This window comes from Streptomyces sp. BYX5S (assembly GCF_054724165.1).
In genome coordinates this window covers 3949489-3968838 of record NZ_CM138829.1, presented here as the reverse complement: position 1 = coordinate 3968838, position 19350 = coordinate 3949489, and the positions used below count along the sequence as shown (strand labels likewise).

The 19350-nt window shown below is 71.6% G+C and carries 20 protein-coding genes and 1 pseudogene; 14 read left to right on the top strand and 7 right to left on the bottom strand.

The annotated features are described in order from the left end of the window. The first annotated feature begins 96 nt into the window (after positions 1 to 96). The 10 genes from ACYBSK_RS17990 to ACYBSK_RS17945 all read left to right on the top strand — a co-directional run bounded on the left by ACYBSK_RS17990 (position 97) and on the right by ACYBSK_RS17945 (position 11365). The gene (locus tag ACYBSK_RS17990) at positions 97 to 1443 is read left to right on the top strand and encodes an ABC transporter substrate-binding protein (RefSeq protein ID WP_460246822.1); all 1347 of its coding nucleotides are present in this window, start codon (positions 97 to 99) and stop codon (positions 1441 to 1443) included. A gap of 34 nt (positions 1444 to 1477) precedes the next feature. Further along, positions 1478 to 2461, top strand: coding sequence for a carbohydrate ABC transporter permease (locus tag ACYBSK_RS17985; protein ID WP_460246821.1), 984 nt, complete (start codon positions 1478 to 1480; stop codon positions 2459 to 2461). Further along, complete coding sequence (locus tag ACYBSK_RS17980; protein WP_460246820.1) at positions 2458 to 3318, top strand: carbohydrate ABC transporter permease; 861 nt, start codon at positions 2458 to 2460, stop codon at positions 3316 to 3318. Before ACYBSK_RS17985 ends, ACYBSK_RS17980 begins: the two co-directional genes overlap by 4 nt. A gap of 23 nt (positions 3319 to 3341) precedes the next feature. Beyond that, positions 3342 to 4322 carry a hydroxyacid dehydrogenase gene (locus tag ACYBSK_RS17975; RefSeq protein ID WP_460247051.1) on the top strand — a complete coding sequence of 327 codons (981 nt, stop codon included), beginning with the start codon at positions 3342 to 3344 and terminating at the stop codon, positions 4320 to 4322. After that, a complete protein-coding gene (locus ACYBSK_RS17970) occupies positions 4319 to 6196 on the top strand; it encodes a DUF2264 domain-containing protein (protein ID WP_460246819.1) in 1878 nt (625 codons plus the stop codon). Before ACYBSK_RS17975 ends, ACYBSK_RS17970 begins: the two co-directional genes overlap by 4 nt. Positions 6197 to 6241: 45 nt before the next feature. Continuing rightward, the gene (locus tag ACYBSK_RS17965) at positions 6242 to 7435 is read left to right on the top strand and encodes a DUF4032 domain-containing protein (protein WP_460246818.1); all 1194 of its coding nucleotides are present in this window, start codon (positions 6242 to 6244) and stop codon (positions 7433 to 7435) included. Between the two features lie 432 nt (positions 7436 to 7867). After that, positions 7868 to 8689, top strand: a complete 822-nt coding sequence (locus ACYBSK_RS17960; RefSeq protein WP_460246817.1) for an MmyB family transcriptional regulator — start codon at positions 7868 to 7870, stop codon at positions 8687 to 8689. A gap of 88 nt (positions 8690 to 8777) precedes the next feature. Further along, complete coding sequence (locus ACYBSK_RS17955) at positions 8778 to 9818, top strand: thiolase family protein (protein ID WP_460246816.1); 1041 nt, start codon at positions 8778 to 8780, stop codon at positions 9816 to 9818. 78 nt (positions 9819 to 9896) lie between these two features. Then, a complete protein-coding gene (locus ACYBSK_RS17950) occupies positions 9897 to 10565 on the top strand; it encodes a TetR/AcrR family transcriptional regulator (RefSeq protein WP_457478132.1) in 669 nt (222 codons plus the stop codon). Positions 10566 to 10573: 8 nt separating this feature from the next. Further along, positions 10574 to 11365 (top strand): SDR family NAD(P)-dependent oxidoreductase, encoded by a 792-nt coding sequence (locus ACYBSK_RS17945; RefSeq protein WP_460246815.1) that lies wholly within the window; start codon positions 10574 to 10576, stop codon positions 11363 to 11365. Between the two features lie 31 nt (positions 11366 to 11396). On the opposite strand, the gene ACYBSK_RS17940 is transcribed toward ACYBSK_RS17945, so the two are convergent. Continuing rightward, positions 11397 to 12104, bottom strand: a complete 708-nt coding sequence (locus ACYBSK_RS17940) for a DUF2470 domain-containing protein (protein WP_457478130.1) — start codon at positions 12102 to 12104, stop codon at positions 11397 to 11399. A gap of 216 nt (positions 12105 to 12320) precedes the next feature. On the opposite strand from ACYBSK_RS17940, the gene ACYBSK_RS17935 reads away from it, so the two are divergent. Both ACYBSK_RS17935 and ACYBSK_RS17930 read left to right on the top strand, forming a co-directional pair. Next, on the top strand, positions 12321 to 12617 hold the full coding sequence (locus ACYBSK_RS17935; RefSeq protein WP_457478129.1) for a plasmid mobilization protein: 297 nt from the start codon (positions 12321 to 12323) through the stop codon (positions 12615 to 12617). 129 nt (positions 12618 to 12746) lie between these two features. Further along, complete coding sequence (locus tag ACYBSK_RS17930; RefSeq protein WP_457478128.1) at positions 12747 to 13148, top strand: ATP-binding protein; 402 nt, start codon at positions 12747 to 12749, stop codon at positions 13146 to 13148. 115 nt (positions 13149 to 13263) lie between these two features. Here ACYBSK_RS17930 and ACYBSK_RS17925 read toward each other — a convergent pair whose 3' ends face one another. Continuing rightward, positions 13264 to 13911, bottom strand: coding sequence for an MBL fold metallo-hydrolase (locus ACYBSK_RS17925; RefSeq protein ID WP_460246814.1), 648 nt, complete (start codon positions 13909 to 13911; stop codon positions 13264 to 13266). Continuing rightward, positions 13911 to 14996 carry an S-(hydroxymethyl)mycothiol dehydrogenase gene (locus ACYBSK_RS17920; protein WP_460246813.1) on the bottom strand — a complete coding sequence of 362 codons (1086 nt, stop codon included), beginning with the start codon at positions 14994 to 14996 and terminating at the stop codon, positions 13911 to 13913. The genes ACYBSK_RS17925 and ACYBSK_RS17920 overlap by 1 nt, the downstream gene beginning before the upstream one ends. A gap of 120 nt (positions 14997 to 15116) precedes the next feature. Between ACYBSK_RS17920 and ACYBSK_RS17915 the strand changes: the two genes are divergently transcribed. Beyond that, positions 15117 to 15899 carry an ABC transporter permease gene (locus tag ACYBSK_RS17915; RefSeq protein ID WP_460246812.1) on the top strand — a complete coding sequence of 261 codons (783 nt, stop codon included), beginning with the start codon at positions 15117 to 15119 and terminating at the stop codon, positions 15897 to 15899. A 31-nt stretch (positions 15900 to 15930) separates the two neighbouring features. Here ACYBSK_RS17915 and ACYBSK_RS17910 read toward each other — a convergent pair whose 3' ends face one another. Continuing rightward, positions 15931 to 16404, bottom strand: a complete 474-nt coding sequence (locus ACYBSK_RS17910) for a MarR family winged helix-turn-helix transcriptional regulator (RefSeq protein ID WP_460246811.1) — start codon at positions 16402 to 16404, stop codon at positions 15931 to 15933. 71 nt (positions 16405 to 16475) lie between these two features. Here ACYBSK_RS17910 and ACYBSK_RS17905 point away from each other — a divergent pair, with 71 nt between their 5' ends. After that, entirely contained in the window at positions 16476 to 17252 is a 777-nt protein-coding gene (locus ACYBSK_RS17905; protein WP_460246810.1) for an alpha/beta fold hydrolase, read from the top strand. 177 nt (positions 17253 to 17429) lie between these two features. Here ACYBSK_RS17905 and ACYBSK_RS17900 read toward each other — a convergent pair. The 3 genes and pseudogenes from ACYBSK_RS17900 to ACYBSK_RS17890 form a co-directional block, all read right to left on the bottom strand. Beyond that, a pseudogene (locus ACYBSK_RS17900) lies at positions 17430 to 17708 on the bottom strand (DedA family protein); the annotation flags it as partial. Between the two features lie 113 nt (positions 17709 to 17821). Further along, complete coding sequence (locus ACYBSK_RS17895; RefSeq protein ID WP_460246809.1) at positions 17822 to 19000, bottom strand: serine hydrolase domain-containing protein; 1179 nt, start codon at positions 18998 to 19000, stop codon at positions 17822 to 17824. Positions 19001 to 19126: 126 nt separating this feature from the next. Beyond that, complete coding sequence (locus tag ACYBSK_RS17890; RefSeq protein WP_457478121.1) at positions 19127 to 19348, bottom strand: hypothetical protein; 222 nt, start codon at positions 19346 to 19348, stop codon at positions 19127 to 19129. Positions 19349 to 19350 lie beyond the last annotated feature (2 nt).

Genomic DNA, 19350 nt, shown 5'->3' with positions numbered 1-19350 from the left:
ATCGATTCATTTTCTTCTGATCGATCTATTGACCGTCTCTCGTGAACCGATCAGGATTCCCGTGACTCGAACACGCAGGAGCCGCGGGAGGCGCCCATGCCTGGTCGACAGAGCCGTCGATCGGTGCTCGCCGCGATCACCGCGCTACCCCTGACGGGCGCCCTGAGCGCCTGCAGCGGGAACGACAGCGCGGCGTCGGCAAGCTCAAGCTCAAGCAGTGGAAAAGGCACGACCACCATCACCTTCTGGTCCGCCCTGCGCGGCAGCCAGGAAGTGGTGGACGCGTTCAACCGGACGCACGACCACATCCAGGTCGACTTCGAGCAGATACCCTCCGGCACGCAGGGCGGGTACATGAAGCTCAGCAACGCGGCGCGCGCGGGCAACGCCCCGGACGTCGCCACCATCGAGTACCCCCAGCTGCCGGGCTTCGCCATCGACGGCGTCACGCGCGACATCACGGAGATGATCAGCGACGACCTCAGGGCCAAGCTGCTGCCGCAGTCGCTCGCGCAGACGACGTTCGAGGAGCACACGCACGCGGTGCCGCTCGACATCGAGCCGATGGTCCTGCACTACCGCAAGGACCTCTTCGACCGGTTCGGCCTCGACGTGCCCACCACCTGGGACGAGTTCGCGGAGCTCGCCCGCAAGGTGAAGCGCACCGGTGGCGGCCGCCGGGTCGCCGTGTTCCCCACGGACGGCTTCTCGCAGTTCGCCGCGTGGTCCTGGCAGGCCGGCGCCCAGTGGTTCGACACCTCCAAGGGCGCCTGGAACGTGTCCATGGCGGACGCCCCGACCAGGAAGGTCGCCGCGTACTGGCAGCGCCTCATCGACGAGGAACTCGTCTACGTCAACTCCTCCACCGCCCGCCTCTACGACGCGCAGATCGGCAACGGCCTGGTCCTGACGCGGCTCAGCGGGGCGTGGGACGCGGGCGCGCAGATGAACGCGCGCCCCGAGCAGAAGGGCAAGTGGCGGATCGCCCCGCTGCCGCAGTGGGACACCGCCCGGCCGTCGCTCGGCACCCACGGCGGTTCGACCTTCGCCGTGACGAAGGACAGCCGGCAGCCGGAGGCCGCCCTGGAGTTCATCGCGTGGCAGGTCGCGCACCCCGCCGCCCTCAAGGCACGCCTGTCCAGCGGCGCGAGCAGCCAGTACCCGGCCGCGACGGACCTCGTCCCGGTGGGCCGCAAGGCGTTCGACGAGGCGTACTACGGCGGCCAGGACATCTACCGCCTCTTCGACGAGGAGGCCCGCAAGATCAGCGGCAACTGGGTCTGGGGTCCGCGCATGACCGCCACCGGCACCGTCATGCAGGACGCCTTCGCCCGCGCGGGCGCCGGTTCGGGCACGGTCCTGTCCTCGGTGCGCGCCGCGCAGGAGGGCACGATGCCCGACCTGAAGGCCCTCGGCCTCACCACCACCCAGCGCTCCACGTGACCGCCCCCGCTCCCCGAAAGGCAGGTGACCCCTCATGACCGCGACCACGCACGCCCCCACGGCCCCCGCTCCCCCGCGACAGGCCGACGAACAGTCCGGGCGCAAGGCACAGCGGGCAGCCAGGCGCCGCCGCAGCGGTGCGGCGGGCGTCCTGATGACCCCGTTCTTCGTCCTCCTCGGCCTGATCTTCCTGGCCCCGGTGGCGACGGCGGTCTGGCTGAGCCTGTTCAGCGACGACCAGCCGGGCCTCGGCTTCGGCGCCGAACGCACGGTCTTCGTGGGCCTGCGCAGTTACGCCGCGGTGCTCAGCGACCCGACGTTCCTGTCCGGTCTGGGCACGGTCGCGTTGTACTGCGTGATCTACATCCCCCTGATGGTGATCGGTTCGCTGGCGCTCGCGCTGCTGCTCGACTCCGGTGTCGTACGGCTGCGTTCCTGGGCCCAGTTGGGCCTGTTCCTGCCGCACGCGGTGCCCGGCATCATCGCCGCCCTGATCTGGCTGTACCTCTACACGCCCGGCATCAGCCCGGTCATCGAGGCGCTCGGCAAGGCCGACATCACGGTCGACTTCCTCGGCCTGCACACCACGCTGCCGTCGATCGTGAACATCGCCCTGTGGTCCAACCTCGGCTACAACATGGTGGTCTTCTACGCGGCGCTGCAAGCGGTGCCGCGCGAGGTCCTGGAGGCCTCGGTGGTCGACGGCGCGGGCCCGGTGCGCACGGCGCTCCAGGTGAAGGCGCCGCTGGTGCGCTCGTCCATCGTCATGGTGGCGATGTTCACGCTGATCTGGGCGCTGCAACTGTTCACCGAGCCGATGCTGCTGCACCAGTCCTCGCAGATGATCAACTCGCGTTTCTCGCCGAGCATGTACATCTACGACGCGGCGTTCAGCCGCAACAACTACTCGCTCGCCGCGGCCGCGTCGGTGGTCCTGCTGGTCATCACCATCGCCGTCTCCTACGGGGTCACCCGCTGGACCAACCGCGTCAACTCGGCCGAGGAGGACGCCCGATGAGCGCCCACTCCACCCTGCTGCGTCCCCGTCTGCTGGGCCGGGCGACGGTGAACGTCGTCGTCGCGGTCTCCGTCCTGTACACGCTGCTGCCGGTCCTGTGGCTGGTCCTCGCGGCGTCCAAGTCCCGCGACGCCCTGTTCAGCAGCAGCATCCTGTCCCTCAGCGACTTCTCGTTCGTGCAGAACCTGAAGGACGTGTTCGCGATGGACGGCGGCCTGTACGCGCGCTGGTACGGCAACAGCCTGCTGTACGCGGTCCTCGGCGCGGCGATCGGCGCGCTGATCAGCGTCGCCTGCGGGTACGCCTTCGACAAGTACCACTTCCGGCACAAGGAGAAGCTGTTCGGCCTGGTGCTGGCGGCTGTCATGGTGCCGCAGACGGTGCTCGCGCTGCCGCTGTACCTGATCGCCTCCGAGATGGGCGTGGTGAACACCTTCTGGTCGGTGTTCGTCCCCGTCCTGTTCAATCCCTTCGGCGTCTACCTGGGCCGCATCTTCGCCCAGGGGTACGTGCCGGACGAGGTCCTGGAGGCGGCCCGTGTGGACGGCGCCGGCGAGCTGACGACGTACGTCCGGGTGTCGCTGCGGATGCTCGGCCCCGGCCTGATCACCGTCTTCCTCTTCCAGCTGACGGCGATCTGGAACAACTTCTTCCTTCCGATGGTGATGCTGTCGAACCAGGACCTCTATCCCGTCAGCCTGGGCCTGTTCCAGTGGAACAGCCAGGCGTCCGTCTCGCCCGAGTACTACCCGGTGGTGATCATGGGCTCGCTCCTCGCGGTCCTTCCTCTCGTCCTCGCGTTCGTCTTCCTCCAGCGGTTCTGGCGGTCCGGTCTCACGGCGGGGGCGGTCAAGTGAGCAAGCCCCGCGTGGCGTTGGCCATGTCCCCCCGGGCCGCGGCGGCCGTCTTCACGCCGCGGTCCATGGCCGCGCTCACGGAGGTCTGCGACCTCGCGCCGCTGCCCGTGCTGGACGACCTGACGACGGCGCGGGCGAGGGAGGTGCTGGCCGGCGTCGAGGTGCTCGTCACCGGCTGGGGCTGTCCGCCGCTCGACGCCGACGTGCTCGCGGCGGCGCCTGCCCTCAAGGCGGTGGTGCACTCGGCGGGTTCGGTGCGCGGGCATGTCACCGACGCCTGCTGGGAGCGGGGCATCGCGGTGTCCTCGGCGGCCGCGGCCAACGCGCTGCCGGTCGCCGAGTACACGCTCGCGATGATCCTGCTGCACGGCAAGCACGTGCTGGAGCGGGCCCGCCACTACCGCGAGACGCGCGAGCGCGGCGACTGGCTGCTCACCCCGCACGAGGTGGGCAACTACCGCCGCACCGTGGGCATCCTGTCCGCGTCGCTGATCGGCCGCCGCATGATCGAACTCCTGCGGCCCTTCGACTTCGAGGTGCTGCTGCACGACCCGTACGTGTCCGCGAAGGACGCGGCGGAGCTGGGCGTCGAGCAGGTGTCCCTGCCCGAACTCTTCACGCGCAGCGACCTGTTGAGCATCCACACCCCGCTGCTGCCCACCACGCGCGGGCTGGTCAGCAGGGACCTGTTGAACTCGATGCGGCCCGGTGCCACGCTGATCAACACCGCGCGCGGCGCCGTCGTCGACCAGGACGCCCTGACCGACGTGGTCCGCGCGGGCCGGATCCGCGCGGTGCTCGACGTGACGGACCCGGAGGTGCTGCCCGCCGAGCATCCCCTGTGGGAGTGCCCGAACGCACTGATCACGCCGCATCTGGCCGGCTCCCAGGGCAGTGAGTGGGAGCGGCTCGCCGACACCGCGGTCGGCGAGCTGGCGCGCTGGGCCGCGGGCGACGGCTTCGCCCACCCCGTACGACGCGAAAGGCTGGCGTTCCTCGCATGAACAGCACCCCGTTCGACCTGCCCGCAGAAGACCGGGACCTGAGCCCGTGCACGGGGTTCACCCGGGCGCACTGGGAGGCCGTCGCCGACGGGCTGCTCGGCGCGGCCTGGCGGTGGGCGACGCCCGAGGGCGCGCTCCTGGACCTGCCGGGCCGCCCCTCCGGCTCCGGTGTCCGTTCGGACGGCCTCGAAGGGTATGCCCGTACGTTCCTGGCCGCCGGGTTCCGGGTCGCGGGCGCCGAGGGCAAGGATCCGCACGGCTGGCTGGAGCGGTACGCGCGCGGCCTCGCGGCGGGCACCCTGACGCCGGGCCGGGACGACGCCGAGTCCTGGCCGCTGATCCTCGACCACCACGTGCAGGGTCAGCCGATGGTGGAGTCCGCCTCGGTGGCGCTCGGTCTGTCGCTGACCCGGCCGTGGCTGTGGGACCGGCTCGACGGGGACGTGCAGGACCGGGCGGAGAAGTGGCTGCGCGGCGCGATCACGCACACCCCGGCCCCGAACAACTGGTACCTCTTCCCGTTCATGGTGGCCTCGTTCCTGGAGTCGGTCGGCCGGGCCGACGCGGCGACGACCGGGGCGATCCAGCGGGCCCTGGACCTGATGGAGACGTGGTACGAGGGCGACGGCTGGTACCGGGACGGCGACGGCCGGGCCTTCGACCACTACAACGGGTGGGCGCTGCACCTCTACCCGCTGCTGCACGCACACCTGACGGCGGACGCGGCGCTCGCGGAGCGCTTCGGTCCGCGGCTGCGCGAGCATTTGGAGGGCTTCTCCCTGTTCTTCGGCGCGGACGGGGCGCCGATGCACTACGGGCGTTCGCTCACGTATCGGTTCGCGACGTCGGCGGCCGTCGGCGTCGGCGCGGTCACCGGCCACACCCCCCTGACCCCCGGCACCTCACGACGCCTGATCAGCGGCAACCTGCGCTACTTCCTCGACCGGGGCGGCGTCACGGACGACGGTCTGCTGAGCCTCGGCTGGCACGGCCCGCACGAGGCGACGCTTCAGCACTACTCGGGCCCGGCATCGCCGTACTGGGCGTCGAAGGGTTTCGTGGCGCTGCTCGCGGGCGCGGACGACCCGTTGTGGACGGCGCCCGAGGAACCGGCGCCGAGCGAGGGGCCCGACCGGGTGCTCGCGCTGCCCGCGCCGGGTCTGCTGGTGCAGTCGACGCGCGCGGACGGCATCGTGCGGCTGCACAACCACGGCAGCGACCATGTCCGGCCGCACGAGGGCGAGCTCGCCTCGCAGGACGACGCCCACTACGGCCGCCACGCCTACTCGACGCACACCGGCCCCACCTCGGGCGCCAATCCGGCGGACAACCATCTGTCGGTCGAGTGCGGCGGCGTCGGCAGCGTCCGGCGCCGCATCCATCCGCTGGGCGCGGGGCACGGCGACGGATGGGGCTGGGCCGCGTCCTGGCACCGGCCGGCGTTCACGTCGGGCCCGCCGATGGTGCCGGGGTTGCGCGTGGAGAGCGTGACCGTGGCCCGGAGCGCGTACGAACTGCGGGTGCACCGGGTGGTCGGCGCCCCGCCCGGAGCGCGGGTGACGCTCACCGGGTGGGCGACGCGGGCGCTGCGCTCGGAACTCGTCGGGCTGCACGGCTGGGGCGAGCGGGACGAGGTGCGGGCGCCCGAGGGCACGGCGTACGAGGCGTGGGTGCGGGTGCCGCGGCTCGCGGCGGACGTGGAGGGCACGGCGGTGTTCGCGGCGCTGGCGCGCCTCGGCACCGCCGAGGCGGCGGACGACCTCGCGGACGCCGTGGCCGACATCGCCCTCCTGGACGGGGAGTTGACGGTCCGGTGGGCCGACGGCACGCGGACGACGGTCGCCTTCGACCCGGTGGACGTCTCGTGCGCCTGACGCACTCCTGAGACTCGGCGGCATGGCCCGTTTACGCTGGTGGCCATGCCGCTAGAGATCAGCGCCACCAACCCCGAGCACCCGGTGCTCCTGCTCGCCCTGCCCTGGCACATCCCGCTGGAGGAGTGGCCGGAGGAGTACCTGGTGCCCCTGCCGCGCGGCATCTCCCGGCACGTGGTGCGCTACGCGCGGGCCGGCGACGAGGTGGTGGCGGTCAAGGAGCTGGCCCGCCGCCCGGCGCTGCGCGAGTACGAACTGCTGCGCACGCTCGACCGGTTGGGCATCCCGGCGGTGGATCCGCTCGCGGTGGTCACGGGCCGCGAGCAGCCCGACGGCACCCCGCTGGAGCCGGTGTTGATCACGCGGCACCTGGGCGGCTCGCAGCCCTACCGCTCCATGTTCGAGACGACGCTGCGGCCGAAGACCGTGCACCGCCTGATGGACGCGCTCGCCGTCCTCCTCGTGCGCCTGCACCTCACCGGCTTCGCCTGGGGCGACTGCTCGCTGTCCAACACGCTCTTCCGCCGGGACGCGGGCGCGTACGCCGCGTACCTGGTGGACGCCGAGACCGGCGAGCTGCACCCCCAACTGAGCGACGGGCAGCGGGAGTACGACATCGATCTGGCGCGGGTGAACATCGCGGGCGAGATGCTGGACCTGGAGGCGTCGGGGGCGCTGCACCCGTCGATCGACCCCATCGAGTTCGGCGCGGAGATCGTGCAGCGCTACACGAACCTGTGGACCGAACTGACCCGTACGTCGGTCTATCCGGCGGGCAAGCACCACTACATGGAGCGCCGCATCCGCCGCCTGAACGACCTGGGCTTCGACGTGGCCGAGATGCAGATCTCGCGCTCGCCGCACGGCGACACCGTCACCTTCGTGCCGAAGGTCGTCGACGCGGGCCACCACCAGCGTCAACTCCTGCGGCTCACCGGCATGGACGCCGAGGAGAACCAGGCGCGGCGGCTCCTCGGCGACCTGGAGAGCTGGATGGCGACGCAGGAGGACGCGGCGGACGCCCGGCCGGAAGTGCTCGCCCACCGCTGGGTCCGCGACGTGTTCCGCCCCACGGTCCGCGCCGTCCGCGACCGCGTCGACACACCGATGGATCCGGCCGAGCTGTACCACCAGGTCCTGGAGCACCGCTGGTACTTGTCCGAGCGCGCCCAGCACGACATCGGGCTCGACGCAGCGGCCGACGACTACGTACGGAACGTGCACAAGGCCGGGAGCTGACACGGCCCGGGGACCGGGCGCGGTCGGTGCCGTGGCCGCTACGTGATGGCGAGTGACGGCACCGACCGCAGCCAGTGACCTCCTCCGGCCGCCCGGACGAGTGTGGGCGTTTGCGTCTCGCAACGCATTTTCCGGCCACATCCAACACAATTGGTGGCCCGGCCCCACTCGCACTCACGTGAACAGCCGCGGAGGCTCGTGGGTTACCCGCAGCCGGGAACTTTCGGCCAATCTCGAGCGGCCCGGCACAAGTGCCGCAATGCCGCGCTCACTTGCTCACGGCGGAAGAAACCAGCAGGTGGGCAACCCAACTCCGCTCATCATGACGCACCGTCTGATCGTTTTCTTCGGGCAATGTTTATTACCAAAGAGCTTGGGACTATTTAGACTGCACTCGCTCAACCAGGCGTGAACAACGAGGGATTACCCACCATGAACAAGAAGGCGCTCCGCGCCCTGCTCCGTGAACGTCGTGCCCTCATAGCCCCGGAATCACATGGCTTCAGCAGACCGACAGGACAGGGCCGCCGCGCGCCCGGCCTCTCCCAGCATCAAGTCGACCAGCTGCTGCACCGAACGCTCGGCACCTACCACCGACTGGAGTCGGGCACCTACCCGAACGCCCCGGCGGAGCTGCTGCGCGACGTGGCACGTCTGTTCGGGCTCAACGAGCAGGAATGGATCCTGCTGTGCCGGTACGCCCTGCTCCAGGATCCGCCGGGACCACTCAACTTCAGCGCGGGCAAGGAAGTTCCCGGTGTCTGGCAGGAAGCCGTCGACGGCATCTCGCACATGGCCTACGTCACGGACGCATCGTGGGATCTCCTGGCCTGCAACGATCCCTTCTCGGAGCTTTTCCCCGACGCGTGCGTGCCGGCGAACACCATGCGCTGGATGCTGCTGGATCCAGCGGCTCGGACGGCCCTGACGAATTGGTCCACGGCGTGGGCGCCCCTGGTCATGCCCCAGCTGCGTGCCGCGCTGGCCTCACGCCCCCACGACGACACCCTCCTTCAGATCGAGAAGGAGGTGTTGGCCGACTCCGAGACGGCACGCATCTATGAAGCGGGCGGGGCGTCCGTGCATCCCGACGGCGACGAACGCCCACTGCTTCACGCGAAGTACGGTCCGGGCTGGGTGACCACCTGCGCCGCCCAACCCCTCACCGCACCGGGCGCCAGGATGATCATCCTGGTCTTCCACCCCGGCGCGCGCCGGTCCCACCAGCGCGCGCCCTACCTTCGCGCGGGCTGAACCGAGGCTGCAGGGGGCACCGTTACGGCGGTGAAGTACGTTGAGCGACACCCCCCACGCCCGAACTCAGCCAAGTGGGAGTCACTCCGTGCCCGCCTACATATCGCAGCCCCGGACCGTCTTCGGCGCCCACAAGATCGCCACTGACGAGATAGCCGACGACATACGCTCCCACCACCGCGATCACCCCCGCCTGGGCGCAATCCTGCGCGTCATCGGCAACTGCGGTGTCGACACGCGCTACTTCGCCCGTCCGCTCCAATCCCCGACGGTATCGGGCACGTCGGACGTCGGTGAACGGGCACGCACCGCGTTCGAGGACGCGCTCGAACTTGCCGAACAGGCAGCGACGACCGCACTCGATGCGAGCGGGCTGGCTCCCGAGGACGTCGACGCCGTCATCACCACCCACGCCTCGGGCTGGGCAGTTCCCAATCTGGACATCCGGTTGATGAACCGGCTTGGCCTCCGCCCGACCACCCGGCGTATCGCCCTCACGACCTTGGCGTGCGCAGGTGGGGCCCAGGCGCTGATCCGTGCCGCCGATCACGTGAACGCCCGCGCCTCCGACAGGGTGCTCGTGGTCGCGGCGGAAGCCATATCGGGCGTCTACCAGCACAGCGACACCACCATCCAGTCAATGATCTACAAGGCCCTCTTCGGCGATTCGGCCTCTGCCGCGATCGTCACGGCGCGACCTTTCGGACCCGGGATGGCCATCGAGGACAGCTTCGAATACGTACTGCCCGACAGTGTCGACCGGTACAGCGGCCGGGTCGCCGTCGACGGCTTCCACTTCGACTCAACCAAAGCTGCGCTGTCGGCGGCCGATGACGTGCTGCCGGCACTCACCGACTGGCTGGGCTCCCGCCGCACCGATTTCCCCGTGATCCACCCCGGCAGCACGCGCATCATCACCGACACCGCGACAGCGCTCGGCTTGAGCGCCAACGCCGCTCGGCACTCCACCGACACCCTGGCCGAAGAGGGCAACCTCGGCGCGCCGAGCGTCCTGCGCGTCCTCGAACGCACCCACACCACCCCGCCCGCCCCCGGCTCCCGCGGCACGCTGGTCGCCTACGGGCCCGGGTTCACGACCGCCGCGCTGCACGGGCACTGGCACGCCTGAGGCGGGACGCGGACCGGAACAGGAATGTCCCCCTGGGACATCTGTCCCATTGGGACACGAAGGTGTAAGGTCGAAGACATGAAGGGCAACGACGCGATCAGCACCGCACCGGCCGCCGACCGCCGCCAGGCCAAGGCCCGGCGGACGCGCGAGGCGCTCGCGGAGGCGGCCGTGGAGCTGATCCTCGAGCGCGGGCTCGCCGACGTCACCGTCGAGGCCATCGCCGAGCGCGCGGACGTCACCCGCCGCACGTTCAGCCGCCACTTCTCCGGCAAGGAGGACGCGGCGCTGGACTTCACCCGGGCCGACGGCGCGGGGATCAACGCGGCGCTGCGCGCCCGCCCCGCCGAGGAGCCGCCACTGCTCGCCTACCGCGGCGCGGTCACCGACTGGCTCGCCGACCGGGAGACCCCCGCCTGGCATCACCGTCCCCGGCTGCGCGAGCTGTACGCGGTCGTGGACGCGGAGCCCGCCCTCTTCGCCGCGTACGAACGGATCCGGGTCGACGCCCAGGACGAGTCCGTGCGCATCATCGCCGACCGGCTCGGCACCGACCCGGCCCGTGACCCCCGTCCCGAGGTCTACGTCGGAGCCCTGGCCGGAGTACTGACCGCCGCACTGCGCACGTGGGCGCGCGGTGCGGACTCGGACGCCGAAGACCTCGCCGATCTGGTCGCGCGGGCCTACGACGCCCTCATAGCGGAGGCCGCCCGCGCGGCGGCCCCCGTCAACGCCACCAGAAAGTGAAACGCACCATGAGCACCACCCCCACCACGGGCAACATCACCGAGTACGCCGCCGAGTTCGCCGGGAAGACCGCCCTCGTCACCGGCTCCGCCTCCGGCATCGGCCTGGCCACCGCCCGCCGCCTCGGCCGCGGCGGCGCCAACGTCGTCATCGCGGACTACAACGAGAAGGGTGCCCAGACAGCCGCCGAGACGCTGACGTCGGAGGGCCTGAAGGCCGCGGCCGTCGCCCTCGACGTCACCGACCCGGCCTCCGTCGAGGCGGCCGTCCGGTTCACCGTCGACACGTTCGGCGGGCTCGACCTGGCCGTGAACAACGCCGGCATCGGCGGCGCGAGCGCCCCCACCGGCGAGTACGACATCGATGTCTACAACCGCGTCGTGCGCACGAACCTGGACGGCGTCTTCTACTCGATGCGCTACGAACTCCCGGCGATCCAGGCCGCGGGCAAGGGCGGCGCGATCGTCAACGTCGCCTCGATCCTCGGCTCGGTCGGCTTCGCCGGCTCCCCCGCCTACGTCGCCGCCAAGCACGGCGTCGTCGGCCTGACGAAGTCGGCGGCCGCCGAGTACGCGGCGAAGGGCATCCGCGTCAACGCGGTGGGTCCCGGCTTCATCGAGACCCCGCTCCTCAAGGAGATGGACAAGGCCGCCTACGACGGTCTCGTCTCGCTGCACCCGGCGGGCCGCCTGGGCCAGTCCGAGGAGGTCGCCGAGCTCATCGCGTTCCTGCTCTCGGACCGCGCCTCGTTCATCGCCGGCAGCTACCACCTCGTGGACGGCGCGTACACCGCCGTCTGATCCACCGGTCCGGCCGCGCCGCGCGGCGGGGTCACCTCCGGCGGCGGCTGACGGACTGGGCCGACGCGAGCAGGCAGTGCATGCGCTCGGTGAGCGAGCTCAGGTCGTCGGCCGGCCGGTGGAACGCGAGGCGCACGTCGGCCTGGCCGCGCATGCGTTCCAGACGCAGCGTCAGCCCGTGCCGGTCGACGGCGAGCGGCTGCACGCGGACGACGCCGTGCAGGCTGTCGGGCGTGATGAGCCGGGTGAGCTGCTCGACGGCCTCGGGGTGGGCGTCGGCCAGATGCGTGAGCAGCCGGGGCTCGGCGAGCGCCAGCGGGTCGGGGGCGGTCGCGGCGAGTTCGTCGAGGTCGATGCAGATGCGTTCCGAGCGGGTCTGGAGCACCGCCCGCTCGGGGCGCAGCACCATCTCCATGCCGTCCGCGCTCTCCTCGGGCACGAGTTCACCGGAGAGCCACAGCCGGGCGCGCACCCGGTCGCGTACGGGGACGGGTGCCGCGTCGGCGAACTCCAGGAGCGTGGTGGGCCGTCCGTGCGGTGAGCAGAGCACGGCGGCGGCCAGCACGCTGTCGGCCGGCGGCGTGATGCGCACCGTGCCGTCGTCGGCGACGCGATGCGCGCCGACGAGGTCGTCCTGCCCCACATCGGTGGTGACGCCGCAGGTCCATGCGGCGGCGAGCACGGAGCGTGCGTGGGCCGCAGTGCTGGGCACGGCGGCAGCGATCTGTCGGACACCCATCCCGAACCTCCATTAGGTAAGCCTTGCCTAACTTACCGGAGATGATCGGCGAGGGTCTACCCCGCCCTCCCCGTGTCGGGGAACGGGGCGGCGGATCCCGACCGGTTCTGAGCGTCTTCTGCGCGGCGCGCCATCGAACGTCGCCAACTCCACGCTAACGAGGGGTGAATATGCCATCCGCCCGCGCGGCGCGTCCCATGGCGGCATCATGCCGCCATGGACGGTAGTACTGCGCTCCTACGGGAGCTGTTCACGCCCGATGAGTACGCCGCGGTCCGCAGTCATGCGGACCATCTGGGCGTGACCGTGACCGAGTACGTACGCTCCTCAGCCGCAGAACGCGCCCTGGAGCGGCTCCATGTGACGCGGGCCCTGGAGTCCCGTGCGCCGCATCCGGGCAAGTTGCCGATACCGCACGTGGAGCGCTCGCACGGGTCCGACGGCGCTTCTTCCCCCGCGCTCGACCGGTTCCTCGACACGCTGGCGCACCCGCACCCCACGGAAAGCGGCTGAACCGGCCTGAACGGGCCGGGGCGGGGCACACGATGCACAGAGCACGGATGACATGACGGTGATGTGGGAATGGGGTCCGTCACCGAGGTGCGATCCGCGCACAGTCCATCACGAGAGGAAGTGATCGTCATGCGTGCGTCGAGGGGCGCCGAGCGGCGTGCCGCGCGCGTGGAGTTCCTCATGCCGCAGGGGACGGGCGCGGCCCGGTGGGCCCGGCGGCTGACGCGGCGGTTCCTCGCCGGGCGTGCGGGCGAGGGGGCGACGGACGCCGAGCTGGTGGTGTCGGAGCTGGTGGCGAACGCGACGGAGGCCCAGGGCGGCAGCTGCCGGATGAGCCTGTGCCTGGACTCCGGCGAGCTGACGGTGGCCGTCCACGACGACGCACCGGGCGTCCCGCGCCTGATGCCGGAGTCCCGGACGGCCGAGTCGGGCCGCGGCATCGTCCTGGTCGATGCTCTCGCCCGCAGCTGGAGCGTCCGCCCGGACCCGCGCGGCGGCAAAACGGTCTCCGCGGTCCTGACTCCCTGCTGACCGGGGCCATGGGAGCCCCTGCGGCGATTGAGCAGCGGGGCCCGGGGCGGAGCCCCGCGAGCGCACCCCCGGTCGGAGCGACGGCACACCCGCCGCTCCGACCGGAGGTACCGGCTCAGTGCCCGCGCGCGATCCACTCGTCGAGCTGGGGCGCCTCCGCCCCGATCGTCGTCCCGTCCCCGTGCCCGGTCCGCACCACGGTCTCCGCGGGCAGCGTCAGCAACCGCTCCTTGATCGACTCCACGATCGTCGGAAAGTCGCTGAACGTCCGCCCCGTGGCCCCGGGCCCGCCCTGGAAGAGCGTGTCCCCGGTGAACACGGTGCCGAGGGCCGGGGCGTAGAGGCTCACCGCGCCGTGGCAGTGCCCCGGCGTGTGCAGCACGGTCAGCTCGACGCCCGCGACGGCGATCGTCTGCCCGTCGGCCAGTTCCCCGTCCGGCGCCCGGTCCGGATGCGTACGCTTCCACAGCTCGGTGTCGGCCGGGTGCAGCAGGATCGGCGCCCCGGTCCGTGCGGCGAGCGCGGGCGCGGCGTCGATGTGGTCGTCGTGGGCGTGCGTGCACACGATCGCGACGAGCCGCCGCTCGCCCACGGCCTCGGCGATGGCGTCGGCGTCGTGCGCGGCGTCGATGACGATCGCCTCACGGTCGTCGCCGACGATCCACACGTTGTTGTCGACGTCCCACGTGCCCCCGTCGAGGGAGAACGTGCCGGAGGTCACCAGGTGCTCGATGCGGGCACCGGGAGCGGTCGTGCCGGTCATCAGAACACCACCACCGAACGCAGCACGTCACCGTGGTGCATCCGCTCGAACGCCTTCTCCACGTCGTCGAGGGCGATGGTCTCGGTCACGAACGCGTCGAGGTCGAGGCGGCCCTGGAGGTAGAGGTCGATGAGCATCGGGAAGTCGCGGGACGGCAGGCAGTCGCCGTACCAGGACGACTTGAGCGCGCCACCGCGGCCGAACACGTCGAGCAGCGGCAGCTCCAGTTTCATCTCCGGCGTCGGCACCCCGACCAGGACGACGGTGCCCGCCAGGTCGCGGGCGTAGAAGGCCTGCTCGTACGTCTCCGGACGGCCGACCGCCTCGATGACGACATCGGCGCCGAAGCCGCCGGTCAGCTGGCGCACGGCCTCGACCGGGTCGGTGGAGCGGGAGTTGACGGTGTGGGTGGCGCCCAGTCCGCGGGCCGTGGCGAGCTTGGCGTCGTCGATGTCCACGGCGATGATCTTCGCGGCGCCGGCGAGCCGCGCGCCGACGACGGAGGCGTTGCCCACGCCGCCGCAGCCGATGACGGCGACGGAGTCGCCGCGGCCCACGTTGCCGGTGTTGATCGCGGCGCCGATCCCGGCCATCACGCCGCAGCCGAGCAGGCCCGCGGCGGCCGGCGAGGCCGAGGGGTCCACCTTGGTGCACTGCCCGGCGGCGACCAGGGTCTTCTCGGCGAAGGCGCCGATGCCGAGCGCGGGCGACAGCTCGGTGCCGTCGGCCAGCGTCATCTTCTGCTTCGCGTTGTGCGTGTCGAAGCAGTACTGGGGGCGCCCGCGCCGACAGGCCCGGCACTGGCCGCACACCGCACGCCAGTTGAGGACGACGAAGTCGCCCACGGCGACCTCGTTGACCCCGTCCCCCACTGATTCGACGACACCCGCCGCCTCGTGACCGAGCAGGAACGGGAACTCGTCGTTGATCCCGCCCTCCCGGTAGTGCAGATCGGTGTGGCAGACCCCGCAGGCCCGGATCTTCACGACGGCCTCGCCCGGCCCCGGGTCGGGAACGGTGATCGTCGCGATCTCCACGGGGGCGCCCTTGGCCCGCGCGATCACGCCCTGCACCTGCTGTGCCATGACGGTCAGCCCTCTTTCTCAATCGCGGCATCTTCACACTTCGTTGTCCGCCCATCCTCGCGCACTGATCAAGCGGTGAACAGCACCGGTGCCCTGGTCGGAGCGCTCTACGCTGCTGTGGTGCGCGATCGAACCCAGGCAGCGGCCGCCCTCCTCCCCGTCAACGGCGCCCTCGCGGTGGCGCTCGTCCTTCTGCTGACGGTCGCGGCGGGCGTGGCGGCGGTGTACCGCCTCTCCCCCGACGGCTCGCGCCGACGCGCACGGGACATCGGGATCGCGGGGGTCCGGGCGACGGCCCAGCTGGCGGTGGTGTCGGCGCTGATCGGCTGGGTGGTGCGGCACGGCGTGGCGCTGTTCGCCTTCCTGCTGCTGATGCTGACGGTGGCCGCGCGCACGGCGGGGCGCCGCATCACGGCGAACCGGAGCTGGGTCTGGGCGGCGCTGCCGATCGCGGTGCCGGTGGTGCCGGTCGTGGCGGCGCTCATCGCCTCCGGGCTGTTGCCGCCGCGGGGCATCGCCGTGATCCCGGTGACCGGCATCCTCATCGGCGGCGCGCTGACGGCGAGCGTGCTCGCGGGGCGCCGTGCGCTCGACGACTTGACCGCGCGCAAGGGCGAGGTGGAGGCGTGCCTGGCGCTCGGCCTGCTCCCCCACGAGGCGCGTCTGGAGATCGCCCGCCCCACCGCGTCCGACGCCCTGCTCCCCGGTCTCGACCAGACGCGGACGGTGGGCCTCGTCACGCTGCCGGGGGCGTTCGTGGGCATGCTGCTGGGCGGGGCGTCGCCGGTGACGGCCGGGGCGGTGCAGCTGTTCGTGCTGGTGGCGCTGATGGCCGTTCAGGCGATCGCCGTGGCGGCGACGGTGGAGCTGGTGGCGCGGGGGCGGTTGCACCGCGCGGCTTGAGGCGAACCTCGGCTACGAGGTGGAGCCCGGCTTACGGGGTGGCGCCCTCGTCCATGACCGCGAGGAGGCCGGAGAGGACGCGCAGGCAGGTGTCGACGTCCTCCTCGGTGAGGTCGCCGTCGACGTCGCGCAGGACGGCGCGCTCGCGGTCGAGGACGCCGCCGATGACGTTGCGGCCCTCCTCGGTCAGCCGGATCAGGGAGGACCTCTTGTGGGCGGGGTTCGGGACGGCCTCCACGAGGTCGCGCTCGGCGGCCTCGTTCACCATGCGCTGCACGAACTGGCGGCTCAGCGCCTGGGCACGGCCCATCTGCGGCACCGTCATGGGCCCGCGCCCGTGCAGCATGGCGAGCACGGCGCGCACCCCCACGGACAGCCCGTCGGCCGCCACGTCCCGCTCGACTCTCGTGTACGTACGCCGGTACAGCGGCCCGACGAGGTCGAACACCTCGGCGAGCCGGTCCGCGAGCGCTGCGGGGATCGGGCCACGGTCTGTCTCACTCACCCGCCCATCATGACACCTCAGTTGTCGGTCGGTGGTTGTCAGGCGAAGGAGAAGATGACAACCTGGTTGTCATGTCAGACCTCTTCTGGATCGACAAAGGCACCGGCCGCCCGCTCGTCCTGCTGCACGGCGGCTTCCTCGACCACCACATGTGGGACGACCAGATCCCCGCTCTGGCTTCGGAACACCGCGTCATCGCGCCCGACGCGCGGGGCCACGGCCGATCCCCCAACGCCGGCGAGCCGTTCCGGCACACGGACGATCTGGCCGCGCTGCTGCGCCACTTGGACACCGGCCCGGCCGTCCTGGTGGGCGTCTCGATGGGGGCGAGCACCGCGGTCGACACCGCGCTGGAGCACCCGGAGCTGGTGAGCGGCCTCGTCATCAGTGGCGCGGGGACCAGCGAGCCGTACTTCACGGATCCGTGGACCACCGGGATCTGGGCGACCTGGCAGGCGGCGATGGCGGCGGGCGACGTGGCCGGAGCCGTCGAGGCGTTCACTGTCTTCGGGGCGGGTCCACACCGCGACCTCGACGACCTGGACCCGGGCGTCGTCCAGCGGCTGCGCGCCATGACGTGGAGCACCATGACCAAGCACACCGCGGACGAACCCGACTGGCGTGTTCCGCTCCAGAACACCTGGGAGCGCGCCGCCGCGATCACCGTGCCGGTGCGGGCCATCAACGGCGCCGTCGACTCACCGGACCACATCGGCATGGCCGAGCGGCTCACCGGCAGCGTCGCCGACGGCCGGGCGGTCTCCCTCGCCGACGCCGCCCACTACCCGAACATGGAGCGGCCCGACGCCTTCAACCGGGCACTGACGGACTTCCTGCGCACGATGTGATCGCCGGCGCGCCGCCAGCCACTGCGCGCCACCGGCCAGGGCCGCCACGACACCCGAGGCGGCCAGCCCGAGGAGCGCCCCGGCGAGCGGCCCACCGGCGGTCACGCCACCGAGGACACCCATCCCGATCGCGTACGAGACCCAGAGCGTCTCGGCGATCAGCGACGCGCACGCGAACCGTCGCGCCCGGAGGCCGACGAGCCCGGCGGCGACCGCGCCGACGAATCGTCCGGCGGGCAGGAAACGGAGGCCGACGATGACCGGGATTCCGCCGCGCCGGACCCGTACCGACGCCCGGTCGAACAGCGCGGCGCGGCGTCTCCTGCGCCGCAGCCGTCGCAGCACCGGACCGGCGAACCGTCGCGCGCCGTGGAACACCAGCAGGTCGCCGAGGACGGCGGCGCCCGCGACCACGAGCAGCACCAGGACGAGCGGGAGCCGGCCGTCGGCGACCATGGCACCGGCGCCGACCAGCAGCCACGCGTTCGGTACGAGGGGCAGCAGGACGCTCAGCGCGAGGAGGCCGCAGAACAGGCCGTCGGGCACAGCCGCACTCCCACCCGCCACCGCTAGCAGAGCGCCGTCTGGACGGCGGATTCGATGTCGTCGCTCTGCGCGTCGGAGCCGCCGGGCCCGGAGTTCACCATGACCGACGCCTGCCGGCCGTCCCGCGTGGCACCCGCCGCCGTCTCGAATCCGAGGAAGTCGCCGGTGTGTCCCCAGTAGTGGCCGCCGCAGGGCAGCGGTTTTCGTTCCAGGCCGAGCCCGTACCTGCGTCCGTCGGAGCCGCCGGTCGGCACGGTCCGCTTCATCTCCCCGAGTTGTTCGGGACGCAGCAGCCGGCCACCGAGCAGGGCGTCGAGAAAGCGGTTGAGGTCTCCGCCTGTGGAGATGACCGCGCCGGCCGCGCCGCCGATCGTCGAGTTGATCCGGGTGATGTCGATGAGCGGGGCACCGCCTCCGGGATTTGCGTAGCCGCGCGGATGCGGAACCGGGAGGGTGGTGGCGTCGCCCGGCACGGAGGTTCCGTGCAGCCCGAGCGGTGCGATGACGCGCCGCTGGACCTCTTCGCCGTAGCCGCGCCCGGTCACCTTCTCGATGATCATTCCGGCGAGCACGTACCCGGTGTTGGAGTAGTCCCAGCCGGTGCCGGGCTCGAAGACCGGCGGGTGCGCGAGGGCGATGTCCACGAGGTCGCGGGCATCGCGATGGACCAGCGGATCCTTGACGACGTCCTGCGGCTTGAGGTGGTCGAGGAAGTCGGGGAGGCCGCTGGTGTGCTGGAGCAGCTGCCGGACGGTGACGGTCCGGCCGTCGTTGCCGTGTCCACGGACGACGCCGGGGAGGTAGCGCTCGACGGGGGCGTCCAGCGCGACGCGCCGCTCCCCCACCAGCTGGAGCATCACGGTCGCCGTGAACAGCTTCGTCATGCTGCCGATCCGGAACCTGCTGTCGGGCTGCACCGGCGCGTCGCTCCGGAGGTCGGCGACGCCGCTGGTCAGCACGGTGCGGCCGCGTCGGTCCCGGGTGGCGACGAGCGCGCCGGGGGCGCCGTCGACGGTGGTCAACCGGTCCAGGATCTTCTGGAGTCGGGCGTGGTCGGTACCGGTGCCGACGACGTGGCCTGCGGCGGACCGGGGGCTCGGTGGGGTGGTGGCGGCGGCCCCGAGGGGCGCCGTCGTCGCCACGATTCCGAGCGCGACGGCCGATGCGAGTGCGCCACCCAGGGCCCGCTTGTACTTGATCACGTCGACGTCCTTGTGTGTGTGGGAGTCGTGCGGCAGGGCTCTCACGATGCCGCGCGCGAGACGTCGACGCGCTGGGGCGGTCGGCCGGATCCGTGGTGGGGTTAACCCCCGGCCGCGGTCGACGCCTTACGGGGCGCCGTAGTCGTGCGCACGCCCACCACGCCAGTGGATGAGCGGCGAATCCCCGAACACCAACTGCTCGGCGTCCTCGAGGCCCGCGCGGCGCAGGAACTCGACCAGGTCGTGATCACCTCTGGCCAGCCCGAGCACCACCCCGTGGACCGCGACCCGCCGCCCACCGCTCGCCACCGCCCGATGCACCACGATCCCCTGCTGTATCTGCCGCATAC

Bases quoted from the DNA above. Each gene is read 5' to 3' on its own strand.
- ACYBSK_RS17990 (WP_460246822.1), top strand. From the start codon at position 97: ATGCCTGGTCGACAGAGCCGTCGATCGGTGCTCGCCGCGATCACCGCG.
- ACYBSK_RS17985 (WP_460246821.1), top strand. From the start codon at position 1,478: ATGACCGCGACCACGCACGCCCCCACGGCCCCCGCTCCCCCGCGACAG.
- ACYBSK_RS17980 (WP_460246820.1), top strand. From the start codon at position 2,458: ATGAGCGCCCACTCCACCCTGCTGCGTCCCCGTCTGCTGGGCCGGGCG.
- ACYBSK_RS17975 (WP_460247051.1), top strand. From the start codon at position 3,342: ATGTCCCCCCGGGCCGCGGCGGCCGTCTTCACGCCGCGGTCCATGGCC.
- ACYBSK_RS17970 (WP_460246819.1), top strand. From the start codon at position 4,319: ATGAACAGCACCCCGTTCGACCTGCCCGCAGAAGACCGGGACCTGAGC.
- ACYBSK_RS17965 (WP_460246818.1), top strand. From the start codon at position 6,242: ATGCCGCTAGAGATCAGCGCCACCAACCCCGAGCACCCGGTGCTCCTG.
- ACYBSK_RS17960 (WP_460246817.1), top strand. From the start codon at position 7,868: ATGAACAAGAAGGCGCTCCGCGCCCTGCTCCGTGAACGTCGTGCCCTC.
- ACYBSK_RS17950 (WP_457478132.1), top strand. From the start codon at position 9,897: ATGAAGGGCAACGACGCGATCAGCACCGCACCGGCCGCCGACCGCCGC.
- ACYBSK_RS17945 (WP_460246815.1), top strand. From the start codon at position 10,574: ATGAGCACCACCCCCACCACGGGCAACATCACCGAGTACGCCGCCGAG.
- ACYBSK_RS17940 (WP_457478130.1), bottom strand. From the start codon at position 12,104: ATGGGTGTCCGACAGATCGCTGCCGCCGTGCCCAGCACTGCGGCCCAC.
- ACYBSK_RS17935 (WP_457478129.1), top strand. From the start codon at position 12,321: ATGGACGGTAGTACTGCGCTCCTACGGGAGCTGTTCACGCCCGATGAG.
- ACYBSK_RS17930 (WP_457478128.1), top strand. From the start codon at position 12,747: ATGCGTGCGTCGAGGGGCGCCGAGCGGCGTGCCGCGCGCGTGGAGTTC.
- ACYBSK_RS17925 (WP_460246814.1), bottom strand. From the start codon at position 13,911: ATGACCGGCACGACCGCTCCCGGTGCCCGCATCGAGCACCTGGTGACC.
- ACYBSK_RS17920 (WP_460246813.1), bottom strand. From the start codon at position 14,996: ATGGCACAGCAGGTGCAGGGCGTGATCGCGCGGGCCAAGGGCGCCCCC.
- ACYBSK_RS17905 (WP_460246810.1), top strand. From the start codon at position 16,476: ATGTCAGACCTCTTCTGGATCGACAAAGGCACCGGCCGCCCGCTCGTC.
- ACYBSK_RS17890 (WP_457478121.1), bottom strand. From the start codon at position 19,348: ATGCGGCAGATACAGCAGGGGATCGTGGTGCATCGGGCGGTGGCGAGC.